At 72.5% G+C, this 24182-nt stretch carries 22 protein-coding genes and 1 pseudogene; 13 read left to right on the forward strand and 10 right to left on the reverse strand.

Annotation, left to right across the window (positions count from 1 at the left end):
• Positions 1–61: 61 nt before the first annotated feature.
• The 4 genes and pseudogenes from ACOJUF_RS02800 to ACOJUF_RS02815 form a co-directional block, all read left to right on the forward strand.
• Positions 62–400 (forward strand): annotated as a pseudogene (locus ACOJUF_RS02800) (aldehyde dehydrogenase family protein); the annotation flags it as partial.
• A gap of 240 nt (positions 401–640) precedes the next feature.
• Positions 641–1504 carry an aldehyde dehydrogenase family protein gene (locus tag ACOJUF_RS02805; RefSeq protein WP_420120365.1) on the forward strand — a complete coding sequence of 288 codons (864 nt, stop codon included), beginning with the start codon at positions 641–643 and terminating at the stop codon, positions 1502–1504.
• A gap of 403 nt (positions 1505–1907) precedes the next feature.
• A complete protein-coding gene (locus ACOJUF_RS02810) occupies positions 1908–2816 on the forward strand; it encodes a DUF559 domain-containing protein (RefSeq protein ID WP_420120345.1) in 909 nt (302 codons plus the stop codon).
• 624 nt (positions 2817–3440) lie between these two features.
• Positions 3441–4805 carry an FAD-dependent oxidoreductase gene (locus ACOJUF_RS02815; RefSeq protein WP_420120346.1) on the forward strand — a complete coding sequence of 455 codons (1365 nt, stop codon included), beginning with the start codon at positions 3441–3443 and terminating at the stop codon, positions 4803–4805.
• 63 nt (positions 4806–4868) lie between these two features.
• Here the strand turns inward: ACOJUF_RS02815 and ACOJUF_RS02820 are convergent, their stop codons facing one another.
• Positions 4869–6278: an MFS transporter gene (locus tag ACOJUF_RS02820; RefSeq protein ID WP_420120347.1), complete on the reverse strand. Its 1410-nt coding sequence runs from the start codon at positions 6276–6278 to the stop codon at positions 4869–4871.
• Positions 6279–6435: 157 nt separating this feature from the next.
• Here ACOJUF_RS02820 and ACOJUF_RS02825 point away from each other — a divergent pair, with 157 nt between their 5' ends.
• Positions 6436–7140, forward strand: a complete 705-nt coding sequence (locus tag ACOJUF_RS02825; RefSeq protein WP_420120348.1) for an IclR family transcriptional regulator — start codon at positions 6436–6438, stop codon at positions 7138–7140.
• A 33-nt stretch (positions 7141–7173) separates the two neighbouring features.
• Here the strand turns inward: ACOJUF_RS02825 and ACOJUF_RS02830 are convergent, their stop codons facing one another.
• The 3 genes from ACOJUF_RS02830 to ACOJUF_RS02840 are packed head-to-tail and all read right to left on the reverse strand — an operon-like array spanning position 7174 to position 10003.
• The gene (locus tag ACOJUF_RS02830) at positions 7174–7839 is read right to left on the reverse strand and encodes a LuxR C-terminal-related transcriptional regulator (RefSeq protein ID WP_420120349.1); all 666 of its coding nucleotides are present in this window, start codon (positions 7837–7839) and stop codon (positions 7174–7176) included.
• Positions 7836–9617 carry a sensor histidine kinase gene (locus tag ACOJUF_RS02835; RefSeq protein WP_420120350.1) on the reverse strand — a complete coding sequence of 594 codons (1782 nt, stop codon included), beginning with the start codon at positions 9615–9617 and terminating at the stop codon, positions 7836–7838. Before ACOJUF_RS02835 ends, ACOJUF_RS02830 begins: the two co-directional genes overlap by 4 nt.
• A gap of 2 nt (positions 9618–9619) precedes the next feature.
• Entirely contained in the window at positions 9620–10003 is a 384-nt protein-coding gene (locus ACOJUF_RS02840; protein ID WP_420120351.1) for a response regulator, read from the reverse strand.
• 162 nt (positions 10004–10165) lie between these two features.
• On the opposite strand from ACOJUF_RS02840, the gene ACOJUF_RS02845 reads away from it, so the two are divergent.
• The 6 genes from ACOJUF_RS02845 to ACOJUF_RS02870 all read left to right on the forward strand — a co-directional run bounded on the left by ACOJUF_RS02845 (position 10166) and on the right by ACOJUF_RS02870 (position 16127).
• Positions 10166–10912: a hypothetical protein gene (locus ACOJUF_RS02845; protein ID WP_420120352.1), complete on the forward strand. Its 747-nt coding sequence runs from the start codon at positions 10166–10168 to the stop codon at positions 10910–10912.
• 129 nt (positions 10913–11041) lie between these two features.
• Positions 11042–12757: a bifunctional 3-(3-hydroxy-phenyl)propionate/3-hydroxycinnamic acid hydroxylase gene (locus tag ACOJUF_RS02850; protein ID WP_420120353.1), complete on the forward strand. Its 1716-nt coding sequence runs from the start codon at positions 11042–11044 to the stop codon at positions 12755–12757.
• A 41-nt stretch (positions 12758–12798) separates the two neighbouring features.
• Positions 12799–13680, forward strand: a complete 882-nt coding sequence (locus ACOJUF_RS02855) for an alpha/beta fold hydrolase (RefSeq protein ID WP_420120354.1) — start codon at positions 12799–12801, stop codon at positions 13678–13680.
• Positions 13677–14636: a 3-carboxyethylcatechol 2,3-dioxygenase gene (locus tag ACOJUF_RS02860; protein WP_420120355.1), complete on the forward strand. Its 960-nt coding sequence runs from the start codon at positions 13677–13679 to the stop codon at positions 14634–14636. The genes ACOJUF_RS02855 and ACOJUF_RS02860 overlap by 4 nt, the downstream gene beginning before the upstream one ends.
• Before the next feature lie 44 nt (positions 14637–14680).
• Positions 14681–14971, forward strand: a complete 291-nt coding sequence (locus tag ACOJUF_RS02865) for a helix-turn-helix domain-containing protein (RefSeq protein ID WP_420120366.1) — start codon at positions 14681–14683, stop codon at positions 14969–14971.
• Between the two features lie 70 nt (positions 14972–15041).
• The gene (locus tag ACOJUF_RS02870) at positions 15042–16127 is read left to right on the forward strand and encodes an S-(hydroxymethyl)mycothiol dehydrogenase (RefSeq protein ID WP_420120356.1); all 1086 of its coding nucleotides are present in this window, start codon (positions 15042–15044) and stop codon (positions 16125–16127) included.
• A 103-nt stretch (positions 16128–16230) separates the two neighbouring features.
• On the opposite strand, the gene ACOJUF_RS02875 is transcribed toward ACOJUF_RS02870, so the two are convergent.
• The 4 genes from ACOJUF_RS02875 to ACOJUF_RS02890 all read right to left on the reverse strand — a co-directional run bounded on the left by ACOJUF_RS02875 (position 16231) and on the right by ACOJUF_RS02890 (position 19451).
• Entirely contained in the window at positions 16231–17106 is an 876-nt protein-coding gene (locus ACOJUF_RS02875; RefSeq protein ID WP_420120357.1) for a peptidoglycan-binding domain-containing protein, read from the reverse strand.
• Between the two features lie 280 nt (positions 17107–17386).
• On the reverse strand, positions 17387–18244 hold the full coding sequence (locus ACOJUF_RS02880; protein ID WP_420120358.1) for a peptidoglycan-binding domain-containing protein: 858 nt from the start codon (positions 18242–18244) through the stop codon (positions 17387–17389).
• 226 nt (positions 18245–18470) lie between these two features.
• On the reverse strand, positions 18471–19217 hold the full coding sequence (locus tag ACOJUF_RS02885; protein ID WP_420120359.1) for a PP2C family protein-serine/threonine phosphatase: 747 nt from the start codon (positions 19215–19217) through the stop codon (positions 18471–18473).
• Between the two features lie 24 nt (positions 19218–19241).
• On the reverse strand, positions 19242–19451 hold the full coding sequence (locus ACOJUF_RS02890) for a DUF5302 family protein (RefSeq protein WP_420120360.1): 210 nt from the start codon (positions 19449–19451) through the stop codon (positions 19242–19244).
• A 148-nt stretch (positions 19452–19599) separates the two neighbouring features.
• Between ACOJUF_RS02890 and ACOJUF_RS02895 the strand changes: the two genes are divergently transcribed.
• Complete coding sequence (locus ACOJUF_RS02895; RefSeq protein WP_420120361.1) at positions 19600–20106, forward strand: hypothetical protein; 507 nt, start codon at positions 19600–19602, stop codon at positions 20104–20106.
• A 120-nt stretch (positions 20107–20226) separates the two neighbouring features.
• Positions 20227–21450 carry a primosomal protein gene (locus tag ACOJUF_RS02900; protein ID WP_420120362.1) on the forward strand — a complete coding sequence of 408 codons (1224 nt, stop codon included), beginning with the start codon at positions 20227–20229 and terminating at the stop codon, positions 21448–21450.
• 198 nt (positions 21451–21648) lie between these two features.
• Here the strand turns inward: ACOJUF_RS02900 and ACOJUF_RS02905 are convergent, their stop codons facing one another.
• Both ACOJUF_RS02905 and ACOJUF_RS02910 read right to left on the reverse strand, forming a co-directional pair.
• A complete protein-coding gene (locus ACOJUF_RS02905; RefSeq protein ID WP_420120363.1) occupies positions 21649–22740 on the reverse strand; it encodes an adenosine deaminase in 1092 nt (363 codons plus the stop codon).
• A gap of 9 nt (positions 22741–22749) precedes the next feature.
• Positions 22750–23919, reverse strand: a complete 1170-nt coding sequence (locus ACOJUF_RS02910) for a hypothetical protein (protein ID WP_420120364.1) — start codon at positions 23917–23919, stop codon at positions 22750–22752.
• Positions 23920–24182 lie beyond the last annotated feature (263 nt).

Consider the following 24182-nt stretch of genomic DNA (forward strand, 5'->3'; position numbering starts at 1 on the left):
GGACAAGAACACGGATGTCGGCGCGATCAACTCGGCCGGCCAACTGGCCACCATCCGAGCCCTGGCCGACGCCGGCGACGAGGAGGGGGCGCAGCGCTGGACCTCGCCCTGCCCCGTCCCCGAGCGCGGCTTCTTCTTCGCGCCAACGGTCTTCACCAACGTGTCGCAATCGATGCGGATCGCCCGGGAGGAGATCTTCGGGCCGGTGCTCTCGGTCCTGACGTTCCGCACCCCGGACGAGGCGATCGTCAAGGCCAACAACACCCCGTACGGGCTGTCCGCCGGCGTGTGGACGGAGAAGGGCTCGCGCATCCTGGGCATGGCTGGCGCGCTGCGGGCCGGCGTGGTCTGGGCCAACACCTTCAACCGGTTCGACCCGACCGCCGCGTTCGGCGGGTACCAGGAGTCCGGATTCGGCCGGGAGGGCGGGCGCGCCGGGCTGGCCGCCTACCTGGACACCGACGACGAGCCGCGGGCGCGCGACCTGGACGCCATCCGCGCGGCGGCCGATCCGGCCGCGGCCGACGGCATTCTCGGGGCCGTGCTGGACGAGGCGGCCGACGACCTGCTGGCCCCGCCACCCCCGGCGTCCGGGGCCGGGGCCGATGCGCCGCCCTCCGACGGCGCGAGCCCGGACCGGGTGGCGGTGACCAAGACGTACAAGCTGTACGTGGGTGGCGCGTTCCCCCGCTCGGAGTCCGGTCGCACCTACCCGGTGACCGGTGGCCCGCGCGGGTCGATCCGGGCGAACGTGGCCCAAGGGTCGCGCAAGGACGCCCGCGACGCGGTGGTCGCCGCCCGCAAGGCGTTCGGCGGCTGGGCGAAGGCGACCGCGTACAACCGGGGGCAGGTGCTCTACCGGATCGCCGAGATCATGGAGGGGCGCCGGGCGCAATTCGTCGACGTGCTCGGCGGGCGCCCGGCGGACCGGGACGCGGTCGACGCGGCGATCGACCGGTGGGTGCACTACGCCGGCTGGACCGACAAGCTGGCCCAGGTGTTCGGCAGTGCCAATCCCGTTGCCGGACCGTTCTTCTCGTTCTCGACGCCGGAGCCGACCGGCGTCGTCGCGGCCGTCGCGCCGGCCGGTGATCCGCTGCTCGGCCTGGTCTCGGTGCTCGCGCCGATCATCACCTCCGGCAATGCCTGCGTGCTGCTCGCCTCCCGCGACGCGCCGCTGGCGGCCATCACCCTGGCCGAGGTGCTGGCCACGTCCGACGTGCCGGGCGGGGTGGTCAACATCCTGACCGGAGACCCGTTGGAGATGGCGCCGCACCTGGCCGCGCACGGCGACGTCAACGCGCTGGACCTCACCGGTACCGACCCGGCCGACCGCGTCGCCCTGGAGGAGGCCGCGGCCGGCACCGTCAAGCGCGTCTACTCCCCCGGCCCGCAGGACTTCCGCCGGCCGCCCGGCACCGCCCGGCTGCGCGCGTTCCTGGAGATCAAGACCGTCTGGCATCCCACCGGCGCGGTCTCGCTGGCCGGCGGCGGCGGGTACTGAGCCGGGCGTTTCCGGGGCGCGGTCCCGGCCCCCGTCACGTGCGGATCAGCGCGCAGCTGACGGCACCTCCACCGTGCAACCGAGCCGGAAAGTGATGGCTCAGGTGCCGTCACCGCCCGACTGAGCTCCCCGCTCGACGCTCCGGCCGCACCTCGGCCGTACCCGCACCCCGGCGCCCCGCCCCACCCCGCTGACGGCACCTCCACCGGGCAACCGAGCCGGCTCTCCACCCCGCTGACGGCACCTCCCCCGGGCAACAGGGCCGCAGAATGATGGCGCAGGTTCCGTCACCGCGGGCCGAGCGCAGGCCGGATTGTCCCCATGTCCGACTTTCATCCACATTCGCGACGGCGGGCCGCGCGCCGGGGATCGGCACGACTGAACTGAGCACATGGACGGCGCTGTGCTCGCTCTGCACGCCGGGCTCGACGCGGTCCTGCGGCTGCAGGACGGCGTGATCCGACGCGATCAGGCGCTCGCCGCGGGGCTGCCCGAACCCACCGTCGACAGTCGCCTTCGCCGCGGCTCCTGGGTCAAGGTGCTGCCGCGGGTGTACGCCGTCGAGGTCGACCCAATCGCGCCGACCACCCGGGTGCGGGCGACATCCCTCTGGGCCGGCGACGACGCCGTCATCACCGGTCACGCGGCGGCCTGGTGGTGGAGGTTGACCGACCGCCCGCCCGACGTGATCGAGGTGGTCGTCCCCCGGGCGCGCCGGATGTCGGCGAGTCCGCACGTCACGGTCATCCGATCGGACCTGGACAGTCGCGAGGTCGAGCGGGAGCGCCGGCTGCTGCTCACGACGCCGGCCGCGACGTGCTTCCGGCTGGCCCGAACCGGACGGCCTGACCTCCTGGAGACCGCCCTCCGGCTCGGTGCGGGCGCGGGCGACCTCACCGAAGCGCTCACGCTCGGATTCCACCGGCGTGGCCAGGTGACCGCGCGCAGCCGCCACGCGGAGGTCGCGGACAACCCGTGGTCGAGCCCGGAGCGCGCTCTGCACGAGCTCCTGCGCCGAGCGGGCATCACCGGATGGACCGCCAACGCGGCGGTGTGGATCGCCGATCGACGTCACTACCCCGACCTGAGGTTCGACGACGTGAAACTGATCGTCGAGGTGGACGGCCGACGGCATCACAGCACCCCCGAGCAGCACGAGCACGACCACCGGCGCCAGAACGTCCTCGTCGATCAGGGCTACCTCGTGCTCCGGTTCACTCCGCGCCAGATCGCCGAGCAGCCGGAGGAAGTGATCGCCCTGATCCGCCGCACCATCGAGCGACTTCATCGAGCCCACGCGGCGGGCGCCTGAACCGGACCGGCCGGGTTGACGGCACCTGGACCGTGCTCAAGGGGTCTCCGGGTGACGGCCCAGGTTCCGCCAGCTCCGGCGCGCGACGTCAGGACCCCGGGGGCGCCGCACCCACGAGCGCCCGCCGCCCCTCCCCGACGAACCCCGGATCCGCGCACCCGCCGACTGAACCCCAACCATCCTTCAAGCCCGCAACGTGATGGCGCAGGTTCCACCAACTCCGGCGCGCACCCCAGGGACCCCGGTGGCGCCGCACCCACGAGCGCCCGCCGCCCTTCCCGGACGAACCCCGGATCCGCGCACCGACTGAACCCCAGCCATCCATCAAGCCCGCAACGTGGTGGCGCAGGTTCCGCCAACGGGGCGGGACCGGCCGCGTTCGTGCAGGCGACGGCGCCGGGCCACGATCGGCGACGGCCTCTCCGAGGGCAAGCCCGCCCCGAGGCGAAAGCCCACCCCGGCCAAGCCCGCCCCGAGGACGGCCCCGCACCGGGCCCGGTCCAGCCGTTCACGGCCGGTCGAACCCACGGGTTGCCCGGCTGCGAGCTTGATCACGAACGGGCTCCCCGCACGACATCGCGACCTACTTTAGAAGGGTTACCTAACTTCTACCTGGAGTGCCGCATGACACCGCCCCTTCGCGTCGCCGTCGTCGGCGCCGGACCGGCCGGCATCTACGCCGCCGATATCCTGACCACCAAGGACCCCGAGGCATCGGTCGACATCTTCGATCGGTTGCCCACCCCGTACGGCCTGATCCGGTACGGCGTCGCCCCCGACCACCCGCGGATCAAGGCGATCATCGTCGCGCTGCACCGCGTGCTGGAGAACGAGCGCATCCGGTTCATCGGCAACGTGCACGTGGGCGTCGACGTCAAGGTCGACGAGCTGCGGCACTACTACGACGCCGTCGTCTTCGCGACCGGCGCCGAGCGGGACCGGTCGCTGCGCATCCCCGGTGAGGACCTGCCGCGCTCGTACGGCGCGGCCGACTTCGTCGCCTTCTACGACTCCCACCCCGATCGCGAGCAGACCTGGGACCTGTCGCAGCAGAGGTCGGTGGCCGTCATCGGCGTGGGCAACGTCGGGCTGGATGTGGCCCGGATCCTGGCCCGCTCCGCCGACGAACTGCTGGCCACCGACATCCCGCCGCACGTGCATGCGGCGCTGGCCGATTCGACGATCACCGACGTGCACATGTTCGCCCGGCGGGGTCCGGCCCAGGCCAAGTTCACCCCGGTGGAGCTGCGCGAGCTGGACCACTCGCCGAACGTCCAGGTGCTCGTCGCGCCGGAGGGCATGGAGTTCGACGCCGAGTCCGAGGCCGCGCTGGGCCGGAGCAAGTCGTTGCGGATGGTCGTGGACGTGCTGTCCGACTGGGCCATGCGCGACCCGCGGCCGGGCCCGCACCGCCGCATCCACATCCACTTCCTGGAGAACCCGGTCGAGATCCTGGGGTCAGCGGGCGCCGACGGCGGGGTGACCGGCCTGCGCACCGAGCGGCAGGAGCTCACCGGCGACGGCTCGGTCCGCGGCACCGGGGAATTCACCGATTGGGACGTCCAGGCGGTGTACCGGGCGGTCGGCTACCGGTCGGAGGCGATCGAGGACCTGCCGTTCGACACCTTCCGCCTGGTGCTGCCGAACGACGGCGGCCGGTTGATCGACCTGGACGGGGACCGCATGCCCGGGCTGTACGCGACCGGGTGGGTCAAGCGGGGTCCGGTCGGCCTGATCGGGCACACCAAGTCCGACGCCGCCGAGACGATCGCGAACCTGCTGGCCGATGCGCCGGATCTGACCCCGGCCCCGCACCGCAGCCCGGCCGACGTCGACGCGCTGCTGGCCGGCAAGGGCCTGCCGCTCACCGACTTCGCCGGCTGGGACCGCCTGGACGCCCACGAGCTGACCGCGGGCGAGCCGGTCGGCCGGGGCCGGGTCAAGGTCATCTCCCGCGCCGAGATGACCCGGATCGCCGCCCGCGCCTGATCGCCCGAACGACCAGGAGCCACGCCCCCTCCCGGGGGCGTGGCTCGTCCGGTCCTTGGCCGGTCAGCGCAGGGTCGCGGCCTCCAGGTCGATCCGCTCCTCGGTGGTGAGCGCCAGCTCGGCGCCGGCGGTCTCCTTGCTGAACAGGAACGTGATCCCGGACAGCACGCAGAGCACCACGAACAGGATCGCGATCGGCACGATGCTGGTACCACCGGTCGAGGCGAGCAGGGCGGTGGCGACCAGCGGGGCCAGACCGGCGCCCAGCGTCGAGGACACCTGGTAGCTCAGCGCCACCCCGGTGTACCGGGAGTCGGCCGGGAACTTCTCGCTCATCCAGGCGCCCATCGGGCCGTACATCAAGGCCTGCACGATCGGGTTGCCCAGCACGAACGCCAGCAGCAGCGCGGCCCAGGAGCCCTGGCCGACGAGAGCGAAGATCGGGAAGATCAGCACGGCACCGGCGATCGCCCCGGACACCATCACCGGTTTGCGGCCGACCCGGTCGGACAGCGCCGCGAACGCAGGGATCGTCAGGATGTGGATGGCATTGGCCACGGTGACCAGGATCAGCGCCGACGTCCGGCTGTGCCCGGCCGACACCGCATAGGTCAGCATGAACGTGGCCAGCAGCGACTGGATGAACAGCGGGGCCAGACCGCCGACGACGGCCTCGAGAGTCTGTCGGGGGTAGTGCCGCAGCACGGTCAGCAGCGGGGCCTTCTGCTTGGGCGCGGCCTTGTTGGCGGCCTTGTCGGCGGCTTCGGTCGCGGCCTTGGCCGCCATGGCGGCGACGAATTCCGGCGACTCGGTGACCCGCATCCGCATGAAGAACGCGATGATCACCAGGATCGCGGACAGCAGGAACGGCACCCGCCAGCCCCAGGCCAGGAACTGGTCGTCGGGCAGCACGGAGAACGCGGTGAGCACCAGCGTGGCCAGCACGGCGCCGGACGGGCCGCCGGAGGCGACGATGCTGGCGGCGAACCCGCGACCCTTGGGCGCGGCGTGTTCCATCGACATCAGCGCGGCCCCGGCCCATTCGCCACCGACCGCGAAGCCCTGGATGATGCGCAACGTGACCAGCAGGATCGGCGCGGCCATGCCGATGGTCTCCTGGGTGGGCAGCAGGCCGATGAGGAAGCTGACGCCGCCCATCATCACCAGCGTGATGATGAGAATGTTTTTGCGGCCGAACTTGTCACCGAAGTGGCCGAAGATGACGCCGCCGATCGGGCGGGCCAGATACCCGACCGCCAGGGTGCCGAACGAGGCGATGGTCGCGGCCATCGGGGACAGCTGGTGGAAGAACAGGGACGGGAAGACCAGGCTGGCGGCCGTCCCGTACAGCAGGAAGTCGTAGTACTCGACGGTGGTGCCGAGATAGCTCGAGATCATCGCCCGGCGGCGGGCACGATCCTTCTCCCCGTCGACGGTGGGGACGACCGCGGATGCGGCGGCGGGCTGGCTCATGGACGCTCCATTGAATCGTTGGGCCTGAGAACGGGGCTGGTTCCCCGGGGCGCGCTCCCGGTCTTGTGCATATTTCGCACGTTGCCGTGCGTATAGAGAACATCGTCGGGACCTGGGCGGCCGTTGTCAAGAGGGTGTGGCGGATACGCTGACGCCCATGGCTCAGGCGACCGGAACATCGACCGGCGGCGCACAGACCCTCGCCCGGGGGCTGTCCGCGCTCAAGGCCGTGGTCGCGGCGCCGGACGGGCTCTCGGCCCAGGATGTCGGCGACCTGCTCGGCGTCCACCGCACCATCGCCTATCGCCTGTTGACCACCCTGGTCGACGCCGGCCTGGTCAGCCGCGGCCCGGACGGCAAGTTCCGCGGCGGTGTCGGCCTGCTCCAGCTGACCGCGGGGGCGTACAACACCTTGCGGGCGGCCGCGGTGCCGATCCTGCGCCGGCTGGCCAACGCGGTCGGTTCCACCGTGTCGTTGCTGGTGGTGGAGAACGGCGAGGCGGTCGCGCTGGCCGTCGTCGAGTCCGAGACATCTCGCTACCGGATCGTTTTCGCTGAAGGCAGCACCCACCCGTTGGACCGGGGGGCGGCCGGCCACGCGCTCTCCTCGATTCTCCCGCCGACCCCGCAGGACGGCGACCGGGTGCGCCGGGCCCGCGCCGACGGCTATGCCACCTCGTTCGCCGAGGTCGAACCGGGCGCGTACGGGCTGGCCGTCCCGATCCCGTATCCCGACCGTGCGGTCGCGGCCTGCATCAACCTCATCACCTACCGGCCGGAACTGATCGAGCAGGCCCTGCCCGCCGTGCTCGCCGCCGCCGCCGAGCTGGGGCGGGCCCTGTCCGACGGCGCCCAGAACTGACCGGGCACCGATCCGCCGGTGGTCGGACGGCTCTCAGCCACGGCCCAGCGCGGTCAGCACCGCAAGCACGCGCCGGTGCTCCTGACCGGTCGACTCGATGCCCAACTTGCTGAAGATGTGCCCGACGTGCGTCTCGACCGTCTTGTCCGACAGCACCAGCGCCCGGGCGATGGCCGGATTCGAGCGGCCCTGCGCCATCAGGCCCAGCACGTCCCGTTCCCGGTCGGTGAGCCGGTCGAGCGTGCGGTCCCGCCGACCCCGGGCGACGAGCCGGGCGACGACGTCGGGGTCGATCACCGATCCGCCCGACGCCACCCGACGGACCGCCGCGGTGAACTCGGCGACGTCGGCGATCCGGTCCTTGAGCAGGTAGCCGAAGCCGGCCGGGTCGTCGCCGAGCAACTCGAACAGCGTCTCGGTCTCCACGTGCTGGGACAGCACCAGTACCCCGATGCCCGGGTGGTCGCGGCGGATGTGTCGGGCCGCCCGGAGGCCCTCCGTGGTCTGCGTCGGCGGCATCCGGATGTCGGTGACGGCGAGGTCGGGAAGCAGCTCGGCGACCAGGGTGAGCAGCCGGTCGGCGTCGCCGGCAACCCCTACCACCTCCATCCCGGCGTGCTCCAGCACGTGGGTCAGCCCCGCCCGGAGCAGCGCGGAGTCCTCGGCGAGCAGCACCCGTGTCCGGCCCGGCGTCGTCATCGCCGCACCTGCGGCGGTGGGGTGCCGCTCTCCGGGTCGGTCACCGGCAGGACCGCCCGCACCACGGTTCCGGCCCCTACCGGGCTGCGCACGTCCAGTCGACCGCCGGCCGCCGCGACCCGGTCGGCCAACCCGCCGAGCCCGGATCCGGCCCGGACGACCGCTCCGCCGGGACCGTCGTCGGCGATCTCGACGTCGAGGGTGGCGGCGCCGTGGCCGATCGTGACCGTGGCCGCCGCGCCGGGCGCGTGCTTGCTGACGTTGGCCAATGCCTCGGCGACCAGGAAGTAGGCCGTGACCTCGACCGACGCCGGGTAGCGGCCGGACGGCACCGTCGCGATCGTCACCGGGACCGGACTGCGCTCGGCCAGCGCGAGGATGCCGCCGGCCAGACCGCTCTCGGTCAGCACCGCGGGATGGATGCCGCGGGCCAGATCACGCAACTCGGTCAGCGCAGCGGCCGCCTCGCCGGCGGCCGTGTCGAGCAGCTCCCGGGTGTGCGCGTCGTCGTCCGGAAGGCTGGCCCGGGCCAGGCCGACCGCCAGACTCAGCGTGACCAGCCGTTGCTGCGCGCCGTCGTGCAGGTCGCGTTCGAGCTGGCGCCGGGCCGCGTCCGCGGCCTGCACGATGCGGGCCCGGGATTCCCGGACCTCGGCCAACTGAGCCCCGATCTCGGCCCGCATCCGGGCGTGGTCCAGCGCGAGTCGCGCGGCGGCCACCACCATTTCGAGCAGCTCGGGCTCGTCGCTCAGGTGCGAATCGACCACCATCACCCAGTCCGCGCGGGTGTCCAGCCGGACCGCGGTGCGCCCCGGCGGCAACCGGGCGGGGTCGACGTCGACACCGGCGACGTCACGGTAGCCGGTCCGGTCGTCCTCCCGCAGGGCCAGCCGGATCTCGTTGTCGCCGACCGCACTGCGCAGCGCATCCTCCAGCGCCGCCGGGGTGGGTCCCGGATCGAGACCCACCAGCGCCTGGCCGACGGCGGCGCGGGCGACCGCGGCCCGGCGCAGCTCGGCCCATTGGGCCACCGGAGCGGACAGCAGGAGCAGCGGCCCCACGGCGTAGACGAGTTCGTCCGGCAGGTCGGGCTCGAATCGCGCGGTGAGGTCGACGAGAACGCTGTACGCCGCGATGGGCATGGCCACCAGTACCAGCCGGTTCATCGACCTGCGGCGGTATCCCTGCGATGTCCGCCAGTGCCACACGATCACCCCGACCACGGTGATCGTGAACAGCTGGCTGATGAAGATCGAGAGGCCGTCGATCCGGGCGAGCGCCGCCGGGTCGGCGTCGACCAGCAGCGGATTCTCCGGACAGGTGGCACAGCCTTCGACCTGGTGATCGCGGAACAGCAGCAGGAGCACGTTGTGGCCGACGTTGTAGGTGTAGATCGCAACCACCAGGGCCGCCTCGAAACGCGATCGCAGTCGCCCGGACGGCCAGGCCAGACCCAGATGGGCGAGGGCGGCCTGATACGCACTCACGGTGGCGAGACCAATCGCGAACGACCAGGTCTCGTGCAGATAGCCCACCGATCGCAGCAGGTAGAGGTAGCCAACCACGCTGAACAGCAATCCGATCCGGCGGTCCGGATGCTCGGCCGCCGACAGGTGACCCACGATCAGGTACGCGGCCGCGACCACGGCCGACGACAGCACGAACAGCGTGGGGTCACCGAACGGCTCGGGCCAGCCACCGAAGTACGCGCAATACAGGACGAAGATCAGTGCGGCGCTCGCACCGACGATCCCGGCCAGCCGTCGACGGGTCGACACCCCTACCCCCGACCCAGGAACGAGCGGATGACGGAGGCGGACACCCGCTCCTTGGCCACGAAGCCGGCCGCCGGCGCCGATTCGACCCGGCCCCCGAAGTCCGCCGGGTCCCGCCCGGACGTCAGCACGATGACTTGATCGGGATGCGTGCCGGACAGCTGACGGGCCAGGGCGAAGCCGTCGGTGTCGGGCAGCTGGATGTCCAGCAGCACCAGCCGGGGCCGCAAGGTGCGAGCGGCCCCGGCGGCCGCGGCCCCGTCCGCCGCCTCGGCCACCGTGAAACCGGCCGACTCGAGCATCCGTCGGGCCAGCCGGCGGAAGCCGGCGTGATCGTCGACCACGAGCACGTCCGTCCGCGCTTCGGAAGGTTCGGCCCGGGCGACCATCGCCCCAGTGTGGGCGACGGCTCCGACCTGCGCATCGGGGCGGGCCCTGAGCCCGATTCGCGGGCCTGCCCCGATCCGCCGGCGCCCAACCGGGGCCATCGTCGGGAGCGGCAGGCCGACCCGTCCCGGTGTCGCCGCCGCACCGATTCGGAGGCGATCGTGATGAACGACAGCACCGTCCAGCCCGCCGTCACTCCCCCCGGCCCGCGTGAGCCGCTGACGGCGACGCCGGCCCCCGGCGGGCACCGGATCCGGGGCTGGAGTCTGATCGGGTCCGCCGCGCTGGCGGTGGCCGGCAACGTCCTGCATCCCCGCAGCACGGGTGACGGCGTCGAGGACTACCGGATGATCGCCGGCTCGGTCGTCTGGCCGGTCGCAACGCTGCTCATCGGGATCGCCCTGGCGGGGCTGGTGATCGGCCTGGTGCCGATCTGCCGGTCCGGCCGCGGCCCGGCCGCCGCCGGCCGGGCGGCCGCACTCGACGCGGCCGGCTGGGCCCTGGTGGTGGGCGGCACGATCGGCGTCGCCCAGCAGGGTGTCGACGGCATCGGTCTGCCCCGGCAGGCGGCGTCCTTCGTCGCGGTGGAACCCGAGTGGAACGCGTTCCCGTACTGGTCGGCCGATGCCGTCGCCGCGATCAACAGCTCGCTCGCCGTGATCTGGTACGTGCTCGTGCTCGGCGTCGTCCCGGTACTGCTGGCCGTCGCCTACCGCGGCCCGCGCGCGCCGGGCCGGGTCCTGCGCGCCGCGGCGGCCGGGGCCGGCATCCTCACGGCGGCCACGGTCGTGGTGATCACCGTCGGCGGCGGGAACGGCGTCACCGACGCGCTTTTCCTGGCCGGGTCGTTGCTCGTCACCGGCTGGTTCGTCGTGCTGGGGGTGGCCGAGGTGCGTGACCCCCGCGGCTGATTTCCGGAGCCCGGCCTGATCACCCCGCGAGGCCTCTTGACAGACCCTCCCGACGTCGACATAGTGTTCGTATAACGCACGTGCATGTTCGTTAAACGCACATCACTCAGACAGTCGAGGGAGTCAACGATGACCAACACCCCGCCCGCCGACGACGCACCGGCCGGACCCGGCCCGGACCTCGACGCCGACGTGCTGATCGTCGGTGCCGGCCCGGCCGGTCTCGGCCTGGCCAACCTGCTCGGGCGGCAGGGCGTGCGGGTGATCGTGCTGGAGCAGCTGCCCGAACTGATCGACTTCCCCCGCGGCGTCGGGCTGGACGACGAGTCGCTGCGCTCGTTGCAGACGATGGGCCTGGTCGAGCAGGTGCTGCCACACACCACGCCCCAGCACGTCATGCGCCTGGTCAACGGCAAGGGCCGGGTGATCGCCGAGATCAAGCCCGGCACCAAGGAATTCGGTTGGTCCCGGCGCAACGCGTTCGTCCAGCCCCTGGTCGACAAGGTGCTGGCGCAGGGACTCGACCGCTTCGACCACGTCGACCTGCGCTTCGAGCACACCGTCGAGACCATCGCCGACCACGGCGATCACGTCGAACTGGGGGTGTCGACGCCGCGCGGTCCACAGACCCTGCGGGCGGCCTACCTGGTCGGTGCCGACGGCGGAAAGAGCCGCACCCGCAAGCACATCGGCGTCAGCTTCGAGGGGCAGTCGCCATCGACCCGATGGCTGGTGATCGACGTCAACGACGATCCGCTGGGCACCCCGAACGTCTTCCTGGGCGCCGACCCGCGGCGGCCGTACGTCTCCCTCGGGTTGCCGCACGCCATCCGCCGGTTCGAGTTCATGCTGTTCGACGACGAGCCCGATTCGCTGGTCGACGACCCGACCTTCGTCGAAGACCTGCTCAAGGACCATGTGCCGCACCCGGCGTCGCTGAACTTCATCCGTCAGCGCGTCTACACGCACCACTCCCGGATCGCCGGCTCCTTCCGCCAGGGACGCATCTTCCTCGCCGGCGACGCCGCGCACCTGATGCCGGTGTGGCAGGGCCAGGGTTACAACTCCGGCATGCGCGACTCCACCAACCTGGCCTGGAAGCTCGCCGCCGTCCTCCGGGGCGACTGCGACGACGCGCTGCTGGACACCTACGACGTCGAACGCCGCGACCACGCCAAGGCCATGATCGACATCTCGGTCGCCTTCGGCCGGGTCATCAAGCCCACCAACAGGGTCGTCGCCGGAGTGCGGGACGCGGCCGCGGCCGTGCTGAACGCCGCGCCCCCGGTCAAGCGGTACTTCGCCGAGATGCGGTACAAGCCGATGCCCCGGTACCACCGGGGCGCCGTCGTGGACGCGACCACCCTCCAGGCCGGCCGCTCGGCCGCCACCCTGACCGGCACGTCCCAGCCGGTGGCGTCGGCGAACACCAAGGTCTCGCCGGTCGGTACCCAGTTCATCCAGCCCCGGGTCGACACGGCCGACCGCTCCGACGTGCTGCTGGACGACCTGATCGGCGCGACCTGGGCGGTCCTGTGCTGGGGCACCAATCCCGCGCAGATCTTCTCCGCCGACGACCTGATCACGCTCAAGGCGCTGGGGGCCACGCTGATCTCGCTGCGGCCGGTCACCCAGCTGCACAACGACCCCCCCAGCGACATCCCCGGCGACGGGACGATCGTCGCCGCCGACCGGACCGGCGAGATCAAGCGCTGGTTCGACGACCGCCCCACCCCGGTGGTCTTCCTGCGTCCGGACCGCTTCGTCGCCGCCGCCGGCCTCACGCAGGACGCGCCCGCCCTGCTGGCCTCGCTGCTGACCGCGATCTCGTTCCGGGCCGCCTGACGCCGGCCGCGACCTCCCGACCAGAAATGATTGACCCCATCATGACCGAGCGTCCCTATACGAGCGTCTGGTCCGACCTGAACCAGGTCAGCTTCGCCCAGGGCTTTCTCGACGCCGGCGGCTACCGCACCCGCTACCTGCACGCGGGTGACGCGAGCAAGCCGGCCCTGATCCTGCTGCACGGCATCACCGGGCACGCGGAGGCCTACGTCCGCAACCTCCAGGCGCACGCCGCGCATTTCGACGTGTGGGCGATCGATTTCATCGGGCACGGTTACAGCGCGAAACCCGAGCACCCGCTGGAGATCCCCCACTACATCGACCAGGTCCTCGGCCTGCTGGACGCGATCGGGGTCGAGAAGGCCTCGTTCTCCGGGGAATCGCTGGGTGGCTGGGTGACCGCCCGCTTCGCGCAGCTGTATCCGGAGAAGGTCGACCGGATCGTGCTGAACACCATGGGCGGCACCATGGCCAACCCGACGGTGATGGAGCGGCTGTACACGCTGTCGATGGAGGCGGCCAAGGACCCGTCGTGGGAGCGGGTCAAGGCCCGCCTGGAGTGGCTGATGGCCGACCCGACGATGGTCACCGACGACCTGATCCGCACCCGGCAGCAGATCTTCGAGCAACCGGACTGGCTGATGGCCTGCGAGATGAACATGGCGCTGCAGGATCTCCCGACCCGCAGGCGGAACATGCTGTCCGACGACGATCTGCGGGCGATCCAGGCCCCGGCGATGGTGCTGTGGACGACCAAGGACCCGTCCGGGCCGGTCGACGAGGGGCGGCGGATCGCCGGTCTCATCCCGAACGGCCGGCTGGCCGTCATGGACAACTGCGGGCACTGGCCGCAGTACGAGGACACCGACACCTTCAACCGCATCCACCTGGACTTCCTGCTGGAAGGAGCCGTCCGGTCATGACCGTCGCCCTGCTGTCCATGTCGCACAGTCCCCTGCTCGAGCACGTCGACCCCGGACCGGACACCACCGCCGCCGTGACCGAAGCCTTCGACGCCGCGCGCAGCTTCGTCCACGCCTACGACCCCGACCTGATCGTCACCTTCGGGCCGGACCACTACAACGGCTTCTTCTACGAGCTCATGCCGACGTTTTGCATCGGCTACGACGCCGTCTCCATCGGCGACTACGGGTCGCAGGCCGGCCCGCTGGATGTGCCCACCGAAGTGGCGAAGGAGTTGGCCTCATCCGTTCTGGACTCCGGTCTGGATACCGCGGTCTCGCTGCGGATGGAGGTCGACCACGGCGCCGTCCAGCCGCTGGAGCTGATGTACGGCGACATCGCCGCCAAACCGGTCATCCCGATCTTCCTCAACTGCGTGGCCCCGCCGTTCAGCCCCGTGCAGCGGATCCGCCTGTTCGGCGAGGCGGTCGGCCGGTACTTCGCCCAGCGGGAGCGAACCCAGCCGGATCAGAAGGTGCTCTTCCTGGCGTCCGGCGGCCTGTCCCACGACCCGCCCGTCCCCCGCATCGCCACCGCCACCCCCGAGCAGCGCGACTTCCTGCTCGGTGGCGGCCGGCATCTGACCGCGCAGGCCCGGGACGAGCGCCAGCAGCGGGTCATCGACACCGCGCGCGCGTTCGCCGCGGGCGAGGCCGACATCAAGGATCTGGCGCCGGACTGGGACCGGACCCTGATGGACATCCTGGCGTCCGGCGACCTCACCCCGCTGGACGCGTGGACGCCGGACTGGATGACCGAGGTCGCCGGGAACAGCTCGCACGAGGTCCGCACCTGGATCGCCGCCTACGCCGCGCTCGGTGCCGCCGGCGACTACAAGGTGACCTACAGCTTCTACCGGCCGATCCGCGAGTACATCGCCGGGTTCGGCGTCACCACCGCCACCCTCACCGGCTGAGGGTCGGCCGGACCGCCGGAGAAGGAGGAGGCACCGTGCCGTTCATGCCCCGCCGGGACGACACCCCGGCGTCCGTGCTGCGCCGCGCGACCGACATCCTCGACGCGTTCGACGCCGACCATCCGCGGCTGACCCTGACCGAGCTGGCCCGCCGGTCGGGCCTGCCGGTCAGCACGACCTCCCGGATGATCGCCGCACTCGCCGAGTGGCACGCCCTGGTGCGCGACCCGGACCGGCGCTACCGGCTCGGCCCCCGGCTGGCCGAGCTGGGCCGGCTGGCCGGCGCCGCCGCGCCGGCGGACACCGCTCCCGGGCGGGGCGGCCGGGCCGCCTGAGCGCGGCCGAACGGGTTACCCTCGCCTGCGGTGATCGACCGGGATCGGCGAAGGCGAAGGAGCTCCGTTCATGGCGTACGAGGTTCAGGGTGTGGTGTCGCCGGCCAAGGACGCACCCGTCCAGCTGACCACCATCGTGGTTCCGGAGCCGGGTCCGGGTGAGGCCCTGGTCGACGTGCAGGCCTGCGGGGTCTGCCACACCGACCTGCACTACAAGCTCGGCGGGATCGGCGACGACTACCCGTACCTGCTCGGCCACGAGGCGGCCGGCGTCGTGTCCGCGGTCGGCCCCGGCGTCACCGAGGTGGCACCCGGTGACTACGTCATCCTGAACTGGCGCGCCGTCTGCGGCCAGTGCCGGGCGTGCCGGCGGGGCCGGCCCTGGTACTGCTTCGCCACCCACAACGCGCAGCAGAAGATGACCCTGACCGACGGCACGCCGCTGTCCCCCGCCCTGGGCATCGGCGCGTTCGCCGAGAAGACGCTCGTCGCCGCCGGTCAGTGCACCAAGGTCGACCCCCGGGTGCCGCCGCAGGTCGCCGGGCTGCTCGGCTGCGGCGTGATGGCCGGGATCGGCGCCGCGATCAACACCGGGGCCGTCACCCGCAACGACTCGGTCGCGGTCATCGGGTGCGGCGGCGTCGGCGATGCGGCCATCGCCGGGGCCGCCCTGGTCGGCGCGCACACCATCATCGCCGTCGACACGGACCGCCGGAAACTGGAGTGGGCCAAGGAGTTCGGGGCGACGCACACCGTCCACCCGGAGGACGGCGACGTGGTCGAGCAGATCCAGGCCGCCACCGGCGGGTTCGGCGTCGACGTGGCGATCGACGCCGTCGGCCGGCCCGAGACCTGGAAGCAGGCGTTCTACGGACGCGACCTGGCCGGCACCGTGGTGCTGGTCGGCGTGCCCACCCCGACCATGCAGCTGGACATGCCGCTGCTGGACTTCTTCGGCCGCGGCGGATCGCTCAAGTCCGCCTGGTACGGCGACTGCCTGCCCAGCCGCGACTTCCCCGTGCTGTCCGACCTTTTCCTGCAGGGCCGGCTGCCCCTGGACAAGTTCGTCACCGAGACCATCGGGATCGACGGCATCGAGGCCGCGTTCGACAAGATGCATCACGGTGACGTGCTGCGCTCGGTGGTCGTGCTGTAGGACCGCGCTGACCATCCGGGCTCCGGCGTCGCCAGATTGCCTGCGCCCGGTCCGACGGCCTCCATGGCGGCCTCGCACGCTCGGCCGACTCCAGGGGTCCGGGTCAGCCGCACCGGGCGGATCGGAGCCTGGACCAGGTCGTCGCGTCGACCTGGCGGGTCACCGGCAGACCCTGATCCGCCTGGAACCGGCCGACCGCCGCGGCGGTCGGCTCGGTGTATTCGCCCCAGTGCCCCGGGTCGCCGGCGCTCGCATTGATCGGACCGACGTCGTAGTCCAGGCCCGCGCCCAGCACCCGTTGCAGTTCGCCGACCCAGACCCCTCGCTCGCCCACCGTCGTGATCGCCGGGAGGGCGGTGCTGTCGGCCGGGCACAGGCAGGTCAGAAAGGCTCCGACCGAGGCGGGGTCCGTCGGCTTGACGAACGCGTCCGGCGGTGCGCCGAGCCGGTCCGGGCACGCCGCCGCCCACGTGTCGAACGGTCCGCTGTACAGGACGTAGACGTTGGCCTGGGTGGTGAACAGCGGGCAGCCGGCCGAGGTCTGGGTCCACCGGGCGTCCGGCGGCAGGGTGCCGTTCGCGCGCAGGGTGGCGACGCGGGCGCGGAAGGTCGGCTCGTCCAGTTCGGACGCGATCTGCACGATGTAGCCGCTGCCGCAGGCGATGTCGCTCCGGTCGCCCCCCATGGGATCCACGCTGACCGTCGTGGTCTGCACCGAGGTCACCGTGGTCGCCGGGGCGGACGAGGGATCGGCGCCGTCCTTGCCGCCACCGGGCCCGACCGGGGCCGGCCGCACCGGCGGGGCCAGCCCGGACGTGGGGTCCCCACCGCCGGAGGAGCCGGCTCCGCTCCCTGCCGATGCGGTCGTCACGGCGGTCGGCGCGGCGGTCGGCGCGATCGCGGTGCCCTCCTCGCCGCCGACCGGTCGCACGAGGAACCAGACCCCGGCCCCCGCCGCGAGCAGGGCGACCACGGTCACGCCGATCAGCAGGGCCGCGGCCGGGCGACGCGGGCGATCCGTTCTCGTCCGCTCCGGGATCGTCGGCGGCGACGGCGGAATCGGTCCGGCGGGCGACGGCGAGCCGAATCCGGGGTACCCGGGTCCGAGCACGGTCGGATCGGTCGGTCCGACCCGCCCTCGCTTGGCCAGGCTGACCCCGGGCGGGTCGGCGACGGGCAGGCGCCCGCCGCAGCGGGTGCAGAAACGACCACCCTGGTCCGGTGCAGCACAACCCGGGCACCTCATCGCCTCGACCTCCTCACGCCGCGCAGTCTGCCGCCGCCAACTGGGGCCACGTCGTCGCGGACAGCCGTCCGTCCACCGGCAATCCCTTGCCGGACTGGAAGGACCGCACCGCGTCCTGGGTCGCACCGTCGAACGTGCCGGTGCCGTCACCGGCGTAGAAGCCCAGGCGCTGCAGGGCGTACTGGGCCTCGGTCACGTAGGGGTCCTGATCGCCCGGCCCGAGATCGGGCAGCGCGCCCGCAGGCGGGCACAGGCAGCTCACCGTGCGTTCGGTGACCGCGGGATCGGCGACCTTGACGTACGCGTCGCGGGTGCCGGCGAAACGGGCGGCACAGGCGTCACCCGCAGTGCCGTACGGGCCCTCGTACAGCACCAGCGCGGAGAGCGAACGGAAGTTCAGGCACGACGAACCCGTGTCCAGGAACTTCGCCCCGGGATAGGCGGCTCCGAGCGCGGTGGCCGTCCCGGCGAAGGCGGCCCGGTCCAAGGCGGAGCCGAGGACCACGATATAAGTTCGATCGCAACCGATGTCGTGCCGAGGGACGCCGGCGATCGTCTCGACACCGGGCACCGTTCCGGTCGTGGTCGGGTCGGCGGCCGGGGCCGGAGCGGCGGCCGCGGTGACGGTCGCGGTGGTGATCACGGTCGTCGGGGCGGCGGTCGGGCTCGCCGTGGGCGTGAAAAGGGTGGCCGACGACGACGGGCCGGTCGCACCCGGGACGGCCGGCTTCTTGGCCGGGCGGGCGGCTTCGCCGGTCGACGACGGTGGCGGCTCCGCGGCGACCGGTGCCGGCGTCACGCCGCCATCGTCCCGGGACAACCACCACCGGGCCCCGACGAAGCTGACCACGCCGAGGATCAGGATCGTCACGACGATGAGAGCGACCGGTGCCGCCCGGGAAGCGGCCCGTCCGGTCCGCGACGCCGCCTGTGGGGAGCCGCACTGCGCGCACCAGCGCCCGCCCGAACGGGGCGTGCCGCACTGCGGACAGTGCCCGGCCACTCCGGTCATGCCGCCCCCCGCGGTCGTTCTCGGTCGAACCGTCGGTCCCGGGTCCACCCGATCGGCCGACGATACCGCCGATACCGGGAAGGGCCTACCCGGATTCACCCACCTGCGGGTCCCGTTCGACCGTCACCCGATCGTCCGTCCGACCCACGTCGACCACCACGCAGGTGATGTTGTCCCGACCGCCGGCCGCCAGCGCCGCCTCCGTGAGCTGATCGGCGATGTCCTGCGCCGGCTGAGGCCGGCGCAGGATCTCGGCGATCGTCGCGTCGTCCAGCTCTCCGGTCAGCCCGTCCGAGCACAGCAGGAGGCGGTCTGCCGGCTGGACCGGGACCCACCAGAAGTCCGGTCGAGGCTCGGCCGCCGTCCCGACGGCCCGGGTGATGATGTGCCGCCCGGGATGCGACCGGGCATCCTGCTCGCTCAGCGTCCCGGCGTCGACCATCTCCTGGACCATCGAGTGGTCGACGGTGATCCGGCGCAGACCCGTCGCGCGGGACAGGTAGGCACGGGAGTCACCGATGTTGAAGACGAGCCAGTGGATGTCACCGTCCCGCTCGGCGATGGCCGCCCCGGTCACCGTGCTCCCGCCACCCGCGCCGCTGCGGATGTCGTGGTTGGCCCGGACCAGCCGGTCGGTGATCCACTCCGGCGTCACCGCGTCCGGTCCGGGATCGCCGAACCGGCCGGCCACCGCGGCGCTGGCCGTCTCGCCGGCCGCATGTCCACCCATGCCGTCGGCCACCACGAACAGTGGCGGCCGGGCCACGCCGGCGTCCTCGTTCGACTCCCGGACGCGACCTCGATCGGTGCGCATGCCCCAGTCGATCTGCACCGGGGCGAATGCCGGGACCGGCACTCAGCCGGACTTGCGCCGGAACTGCCGGGTCGCCTTGTGGCTGGCGGTCGCCCCGCCGACGCCACTGTGCCCGTCGAGATGGGCGCTGCGGGTCTGCCCGTCGGCCTTCTTCTTGGCCAGGGCGGCGGCGAACTTGTCCTTGGTGGACTGGGTGACCGGCGCCTCCTCGGCGTCCGACTCCGACGGGTTCTGCGCTGCCTGCTCGGTCATGGTGGCCTCCCGGGCTGAATTCTCGATCGTCGGTATCGGGTCTCGGTCGCCCCGTCGTGTCGGGGGCCGGACCATCATGTCCCGGCCGGGCCGCCGGGCGCCAGCGCAATGCCGACGGTGTCGTCCCGGTCTGGCTACTGTGCCAGTCATGGTGGGGACGCGGGGCGGACGGCAGGCCGGCGCCGGCGTGCTCGTCGCCGTCGGACTGATGCTGGCGGCGTGCACGGCGGGCCCGGCCGTACCGACCGGCACCACCCTGCTGCCGAGTGCCACCCGCGCCGACCCCGGCCCGCTCCGGACCGACGAGGACCCCCTGGTTCGCCGGTTCCCTCCGCTCGGCGACCCGGTGGCCGTCAGCTGGCGTTCCGGCACCACCGGCGACCCGGCGGTACCGGGACCGAGCACCTACTGGATCGACGCGGCCGTCCAGCTGGATCCCACCGTGGCCGCAGGTCTGCGAACCACAGCCGGACTGTCCGCCGCGCAGCTGCCCGCGCTGCCTTCGGACGTGCTGGCCGCCGCCGGCGCGGGCCCGTGGCTGTCCGGCGCGGCCCTTGACGCGGCCTTCACCACGTCCGGGTTCGGTGCGCAGGCGTATCTGAGTGCCGGTGACGTCGTGGTCATCCGGGCCGTCGGATCCGGCGACGCCAGCTGATCCAGGGCGTCCCACGCCTCTCCCGGCCGGCTGACACGTTCGGTCCAGGTGGGCCGACTAAGCTGGCGCCGCTCCGTCGGAACCTCCGCCGGGCGTCGTCACGTGCACGGAAGGACCCCGGTGGCCGCCGACATCATCCCCATCCAGCTCGGACTGACCGACGGCAACGTCTACACGCTGTGGGCGCCGCAGTGGTTGGAGGACGGCGAGGAATGGGAGGCGTTCCTCGGGCACGGTGACGATCTCTACGTCTTCCCCTCCCCCGCCCACCTGGCCGCGTTCATCCGCTCGTCGGACGAGCACGACCTGATCGACCATCCGGAGTGGGACACCGCCGCCGAACTGCTGGTCGACGAACTGCGGCCGGACGACGACCATGTGTACGACATCGTGGGCGTGCCGGATCTCGTCGCCGAGATCCCGGACATCTGGACGCTGGCCGCGCTGACCGACACGGTCACCATCGTGCGGTCGCTGGCCGACGTGTGCGACCTCGAGGTCGTCGATGAGATCCTCGGCTCGGCCGACGGCTTCGCCGTTCTGCCGCTCGGCCAGACGGCCTTCACCGGGCGCAACGGCGAGAAGCTCTGGAACGAGATGGGCGCCGTCATCGCCGAACGGTGGGACGAGGTGATCGACGCGATCGACGCGATCGTCTCGACCCCGGAGATCGACGCCGAGGAGCTCACCTCGACCAAGGCCGAGCAGGCCGCCATCAGCGCGGTCGACAAGACGGGCGAGACCGTCGAGCCGGAGGAGGACGAGGAGCGCGACGAGGACCTCGAGTTCTGGGACGAGACCGGCGTCGACTGCCTGGAGATCACCGTCGGCGGCCGCACCGGGTACACCCTGCGCTGTTACCTGGGCGACGAGCCGGTCTTCCTGGCCGAGAACCATCGCATCCAGGTCTACTCCTCGGCCGAGGAGCTGGAGAACTACCTGATGACCGCCGATGTCACGCATCGTCTGTCGACCCTGGAGGTCTGGCCGGAGATCCGGACGGCGGTCACCGACGGCGAGGCCGCAGTGCTCGCCGGCCCCGAGAACACCTACCGGCTCGACGGTCTGGCCGATGCGCTGAAAGAGGGTCCGGAGGCGGTCGACGGCCGGCAACTGGAGCTCGCGGTCGAGTTGCTGATCGACGGGGCCCTGGAGCGCGGCGACGAGGAGACCGTCGAGGCGGTCGGCTCGTCCACCCCGCTGGGCAACCTGATCAGCGCGATCACCCGGCCCGACCCGGATCGCCTGCCCCCGTCGCCGCCGTTCGACGACGAGGCCGCCGCCTGGTCGGTGCTGGTCGACCGGTTCGCCGCCACCCTGGAGTGGGACGGCAGCCGCGGCTGAGCCCGGCCGCAACGAATCCGCCGCAACCGAACCGGCCGCAACCGACCCCCGCTGCGGGTGCGGCTCCGGTTGCACCCGCCCGCGCGGACGAAGTCGGCAACTCCGGTCGCACCGGTCACATTCGCTGCGAGTTGATCCGCGCGGGCGCAGTTGATCCGCGCGGGACCGGTCCGGGCCGGGGATCAGCCGCGCCGGGGATCAGCCGCGCCGCAGCCGGTCGTAGCCGGGCTTGATGACCTCGTCGATGATGGCCAGCCGCTCGTCGAACGGGATGAAGGCGGACTTCATGGCGTTCACCGTGAACCATTGGAGTTCGTCCCAGCCGTAGCCGAAAGCCTCGACCAGGCCGGTCATCTCGCTGGTCATCGAGCAGCCGGACATGAGCCGGTTGTCGGTGTTGACGGTGACCCGGAACTTCAGCTCGGCCAGCAGTCCGATCGGGTGCTCGGCGATCGAGGTGGCCGCGCCGGTCTGCACGTTGGAGGTCGGGGCCATTTCCAGCGGGATCCGCTTGTCCCGCACGTACGCGGCCAGCCGGCCGAGCTCCACCCGGCCCCCCGGATGCACGGTGATGTCGTCCACGATCCGCACGCCGTGCCCGAGCCGGTCGGCGCCGCACCACTGGATCGCCTCCCAGATGGACGGCAGCCCGAACCCCTCCCCCGCATGGATGGTGAAGTGCGCGTTCTCCCGGCGCAGGTACTCGAACGCGTCCAGGTGCCGGGTGGGCGGGAATCCGGCCTCGGCGCCGGCGATGTCGAAGCCGGCCACCCCCTGATCGCGGAACGCCACGGCCAGCTCGGCGATCTCCCGCGACCGCGCCGCGTGCCGCATCGCGGTCAGCAGGATGGTCGCCCGGATCCCGTGCCCGGCCGCCGCCGCGGCCGCGGTGCCGGCCGCGACCCCGTCCAGCACCGCGCGGACCACCTCGTCCAGCGACAGACCCTGGTCGGTGTGCAGTTCCGGCGCGAACCTGACCTCGGCGTAGACGACGCCGTCGGCGGCGAGGTCCTGCACGCACTCGAAGGTGACCCGGATGAGTGATTCCCGGGTCTGCATCACCGCCAGGGTGTGGGTGAACGTCTCCAGGTAGCGCTCCAGCGACCCCGAATAGGCGGACTCGGAGAACCAGGCGGCCAGTTCCGCCGGGGTGGTCGCCGGCAGGTCGCGATACCCCAACTGGTCCGCCAGCTCGATCAGCGTGGCCGGCCGCAGCCCACCGTCGAGGTGGTCGTGCAGCAGGACTTTCGGTGCGGTGACGATGGTCTCGGCGGTCGGTGCGGTCGGCATCACCGCACGTTACCCGGCCGGTCCGGCCAGGGCCGCACGCACCACGTCGTCCACGGCGGTGAAGCCGGCCCGGGCGCCCGGGTCGGCCTGCAGCGCCAGGCCGTCCTGCTCGCCCAGGCTCGGGTCGTCCGGCTCGACCCCGGAGAGCACGACGACGATCCGGTCGTCCGTGAAGCCCATCGAGTGGATCCCCGCGATGCCCGAGAGGCAGCAGCCCCAGCCCTGTTTCGAGCCGGCACCGGGCACCGCGCGCAGCCCGAAGCGCTGGTCGACGCCGTCGGCGGCGGTCGCCGTGGTCGACCGCATCGCCGGGCCGATGACGGTGGCGGTCGCCGGGTCGGCCAGCACGCCATCCAGCAGTGCGGCCAGGTCCGCCGCGGTGACCTGCACGTTGCCCCAGTAGGTCCCGTCCGGCGTGGGGCGGGTGCCGGTCATCCCGTACCGCGTGGCCACCCGCTGCACCATCGCGTCGCCGCCGGTCGCCTCGTACAGGTCGCTGGCGATCACGTCGTCGGAGGTGGCGATCATCCGGGTGAGCACGGCGTCGATCTGCGCCGGGTCGTTCGGCACGGGCACCGACTCCTCGGTCGCCGGCGGGTCGCCCGGCTCGGCTCCGGCTCCGTCCGAGGCCGACGGTCGAGTCGGCTCGGGCGCGGCCGACCCGGCGGACGTGGCAGCGGTGTTGCCCGGGCCGTCGAGGTCGGCCGGCCAGCCGGTGGTCAGCACGTCGGCGGCGATCATCACCTTCAGCAGGCTCAGCGACGGAAAGGGGTCCTCGGCCCCTCGGGCGAGGAGCACCGCACCGGTGCGCCGGTCGAGCACCACCACGCCCGTGCTCACCCCGTCGCCGGCCGCCCGGGCCAGCGCGGCGTCGACGGCCACCGTCGGGTCGGCGGGCGGCGCCGGCCAGGGCGCGGAGGTCGCCGGGTCATCCCCGGGGGTGGACGGGGTGGTGGTCAGGCCGCCGCGGCCGGCCGGCGTGAGCGGGTCGGCGCCGGGGCCGGGACCGACCAGCGGCGGAACTGCCCGGTCGGTCGGGGCCGGGCCGGTCAGCGGCGGCAGCGAGACGAAGATCGCCGAATTCGGGTTGGCCCGGGCGTCGTCCCGATGCACGGCCAGCGCGATGACGAGCCCGGCGACCGCGAGCAGCGAGGCCAGGAGCACGCCGGCGCGGCCCACGCGGTGACCGCGCGAACGACGCGCACCGGCACCCACCAAACCGCTCCCCGACCGACATCCGTGGGCGGGACCGCCGCCCGCCCCATCCTCGGCCATGCTACCGATCCGCCGCCGGCCCCCACCCGGAGTTGATCATGGGACGAGGGCCGTTCTGGCGGACGTATAGCGGTCCTCCTCCCATGAGCAACTCCCGGTCCCGGACGCGGCCCGGCCGGGGGCGGGGCGGGGCGGGGCCGGTCCCGGGCGGGGCCCGGCCCGGGAGC

It is taken from the genome of Nakamurella sp. (assembly GCF_048594475.1).
GTDB lineage: Bacteria > Actinomycetota > Actinomycetes > Mycobacteriales > Nakamurellaceae > Nakamurella.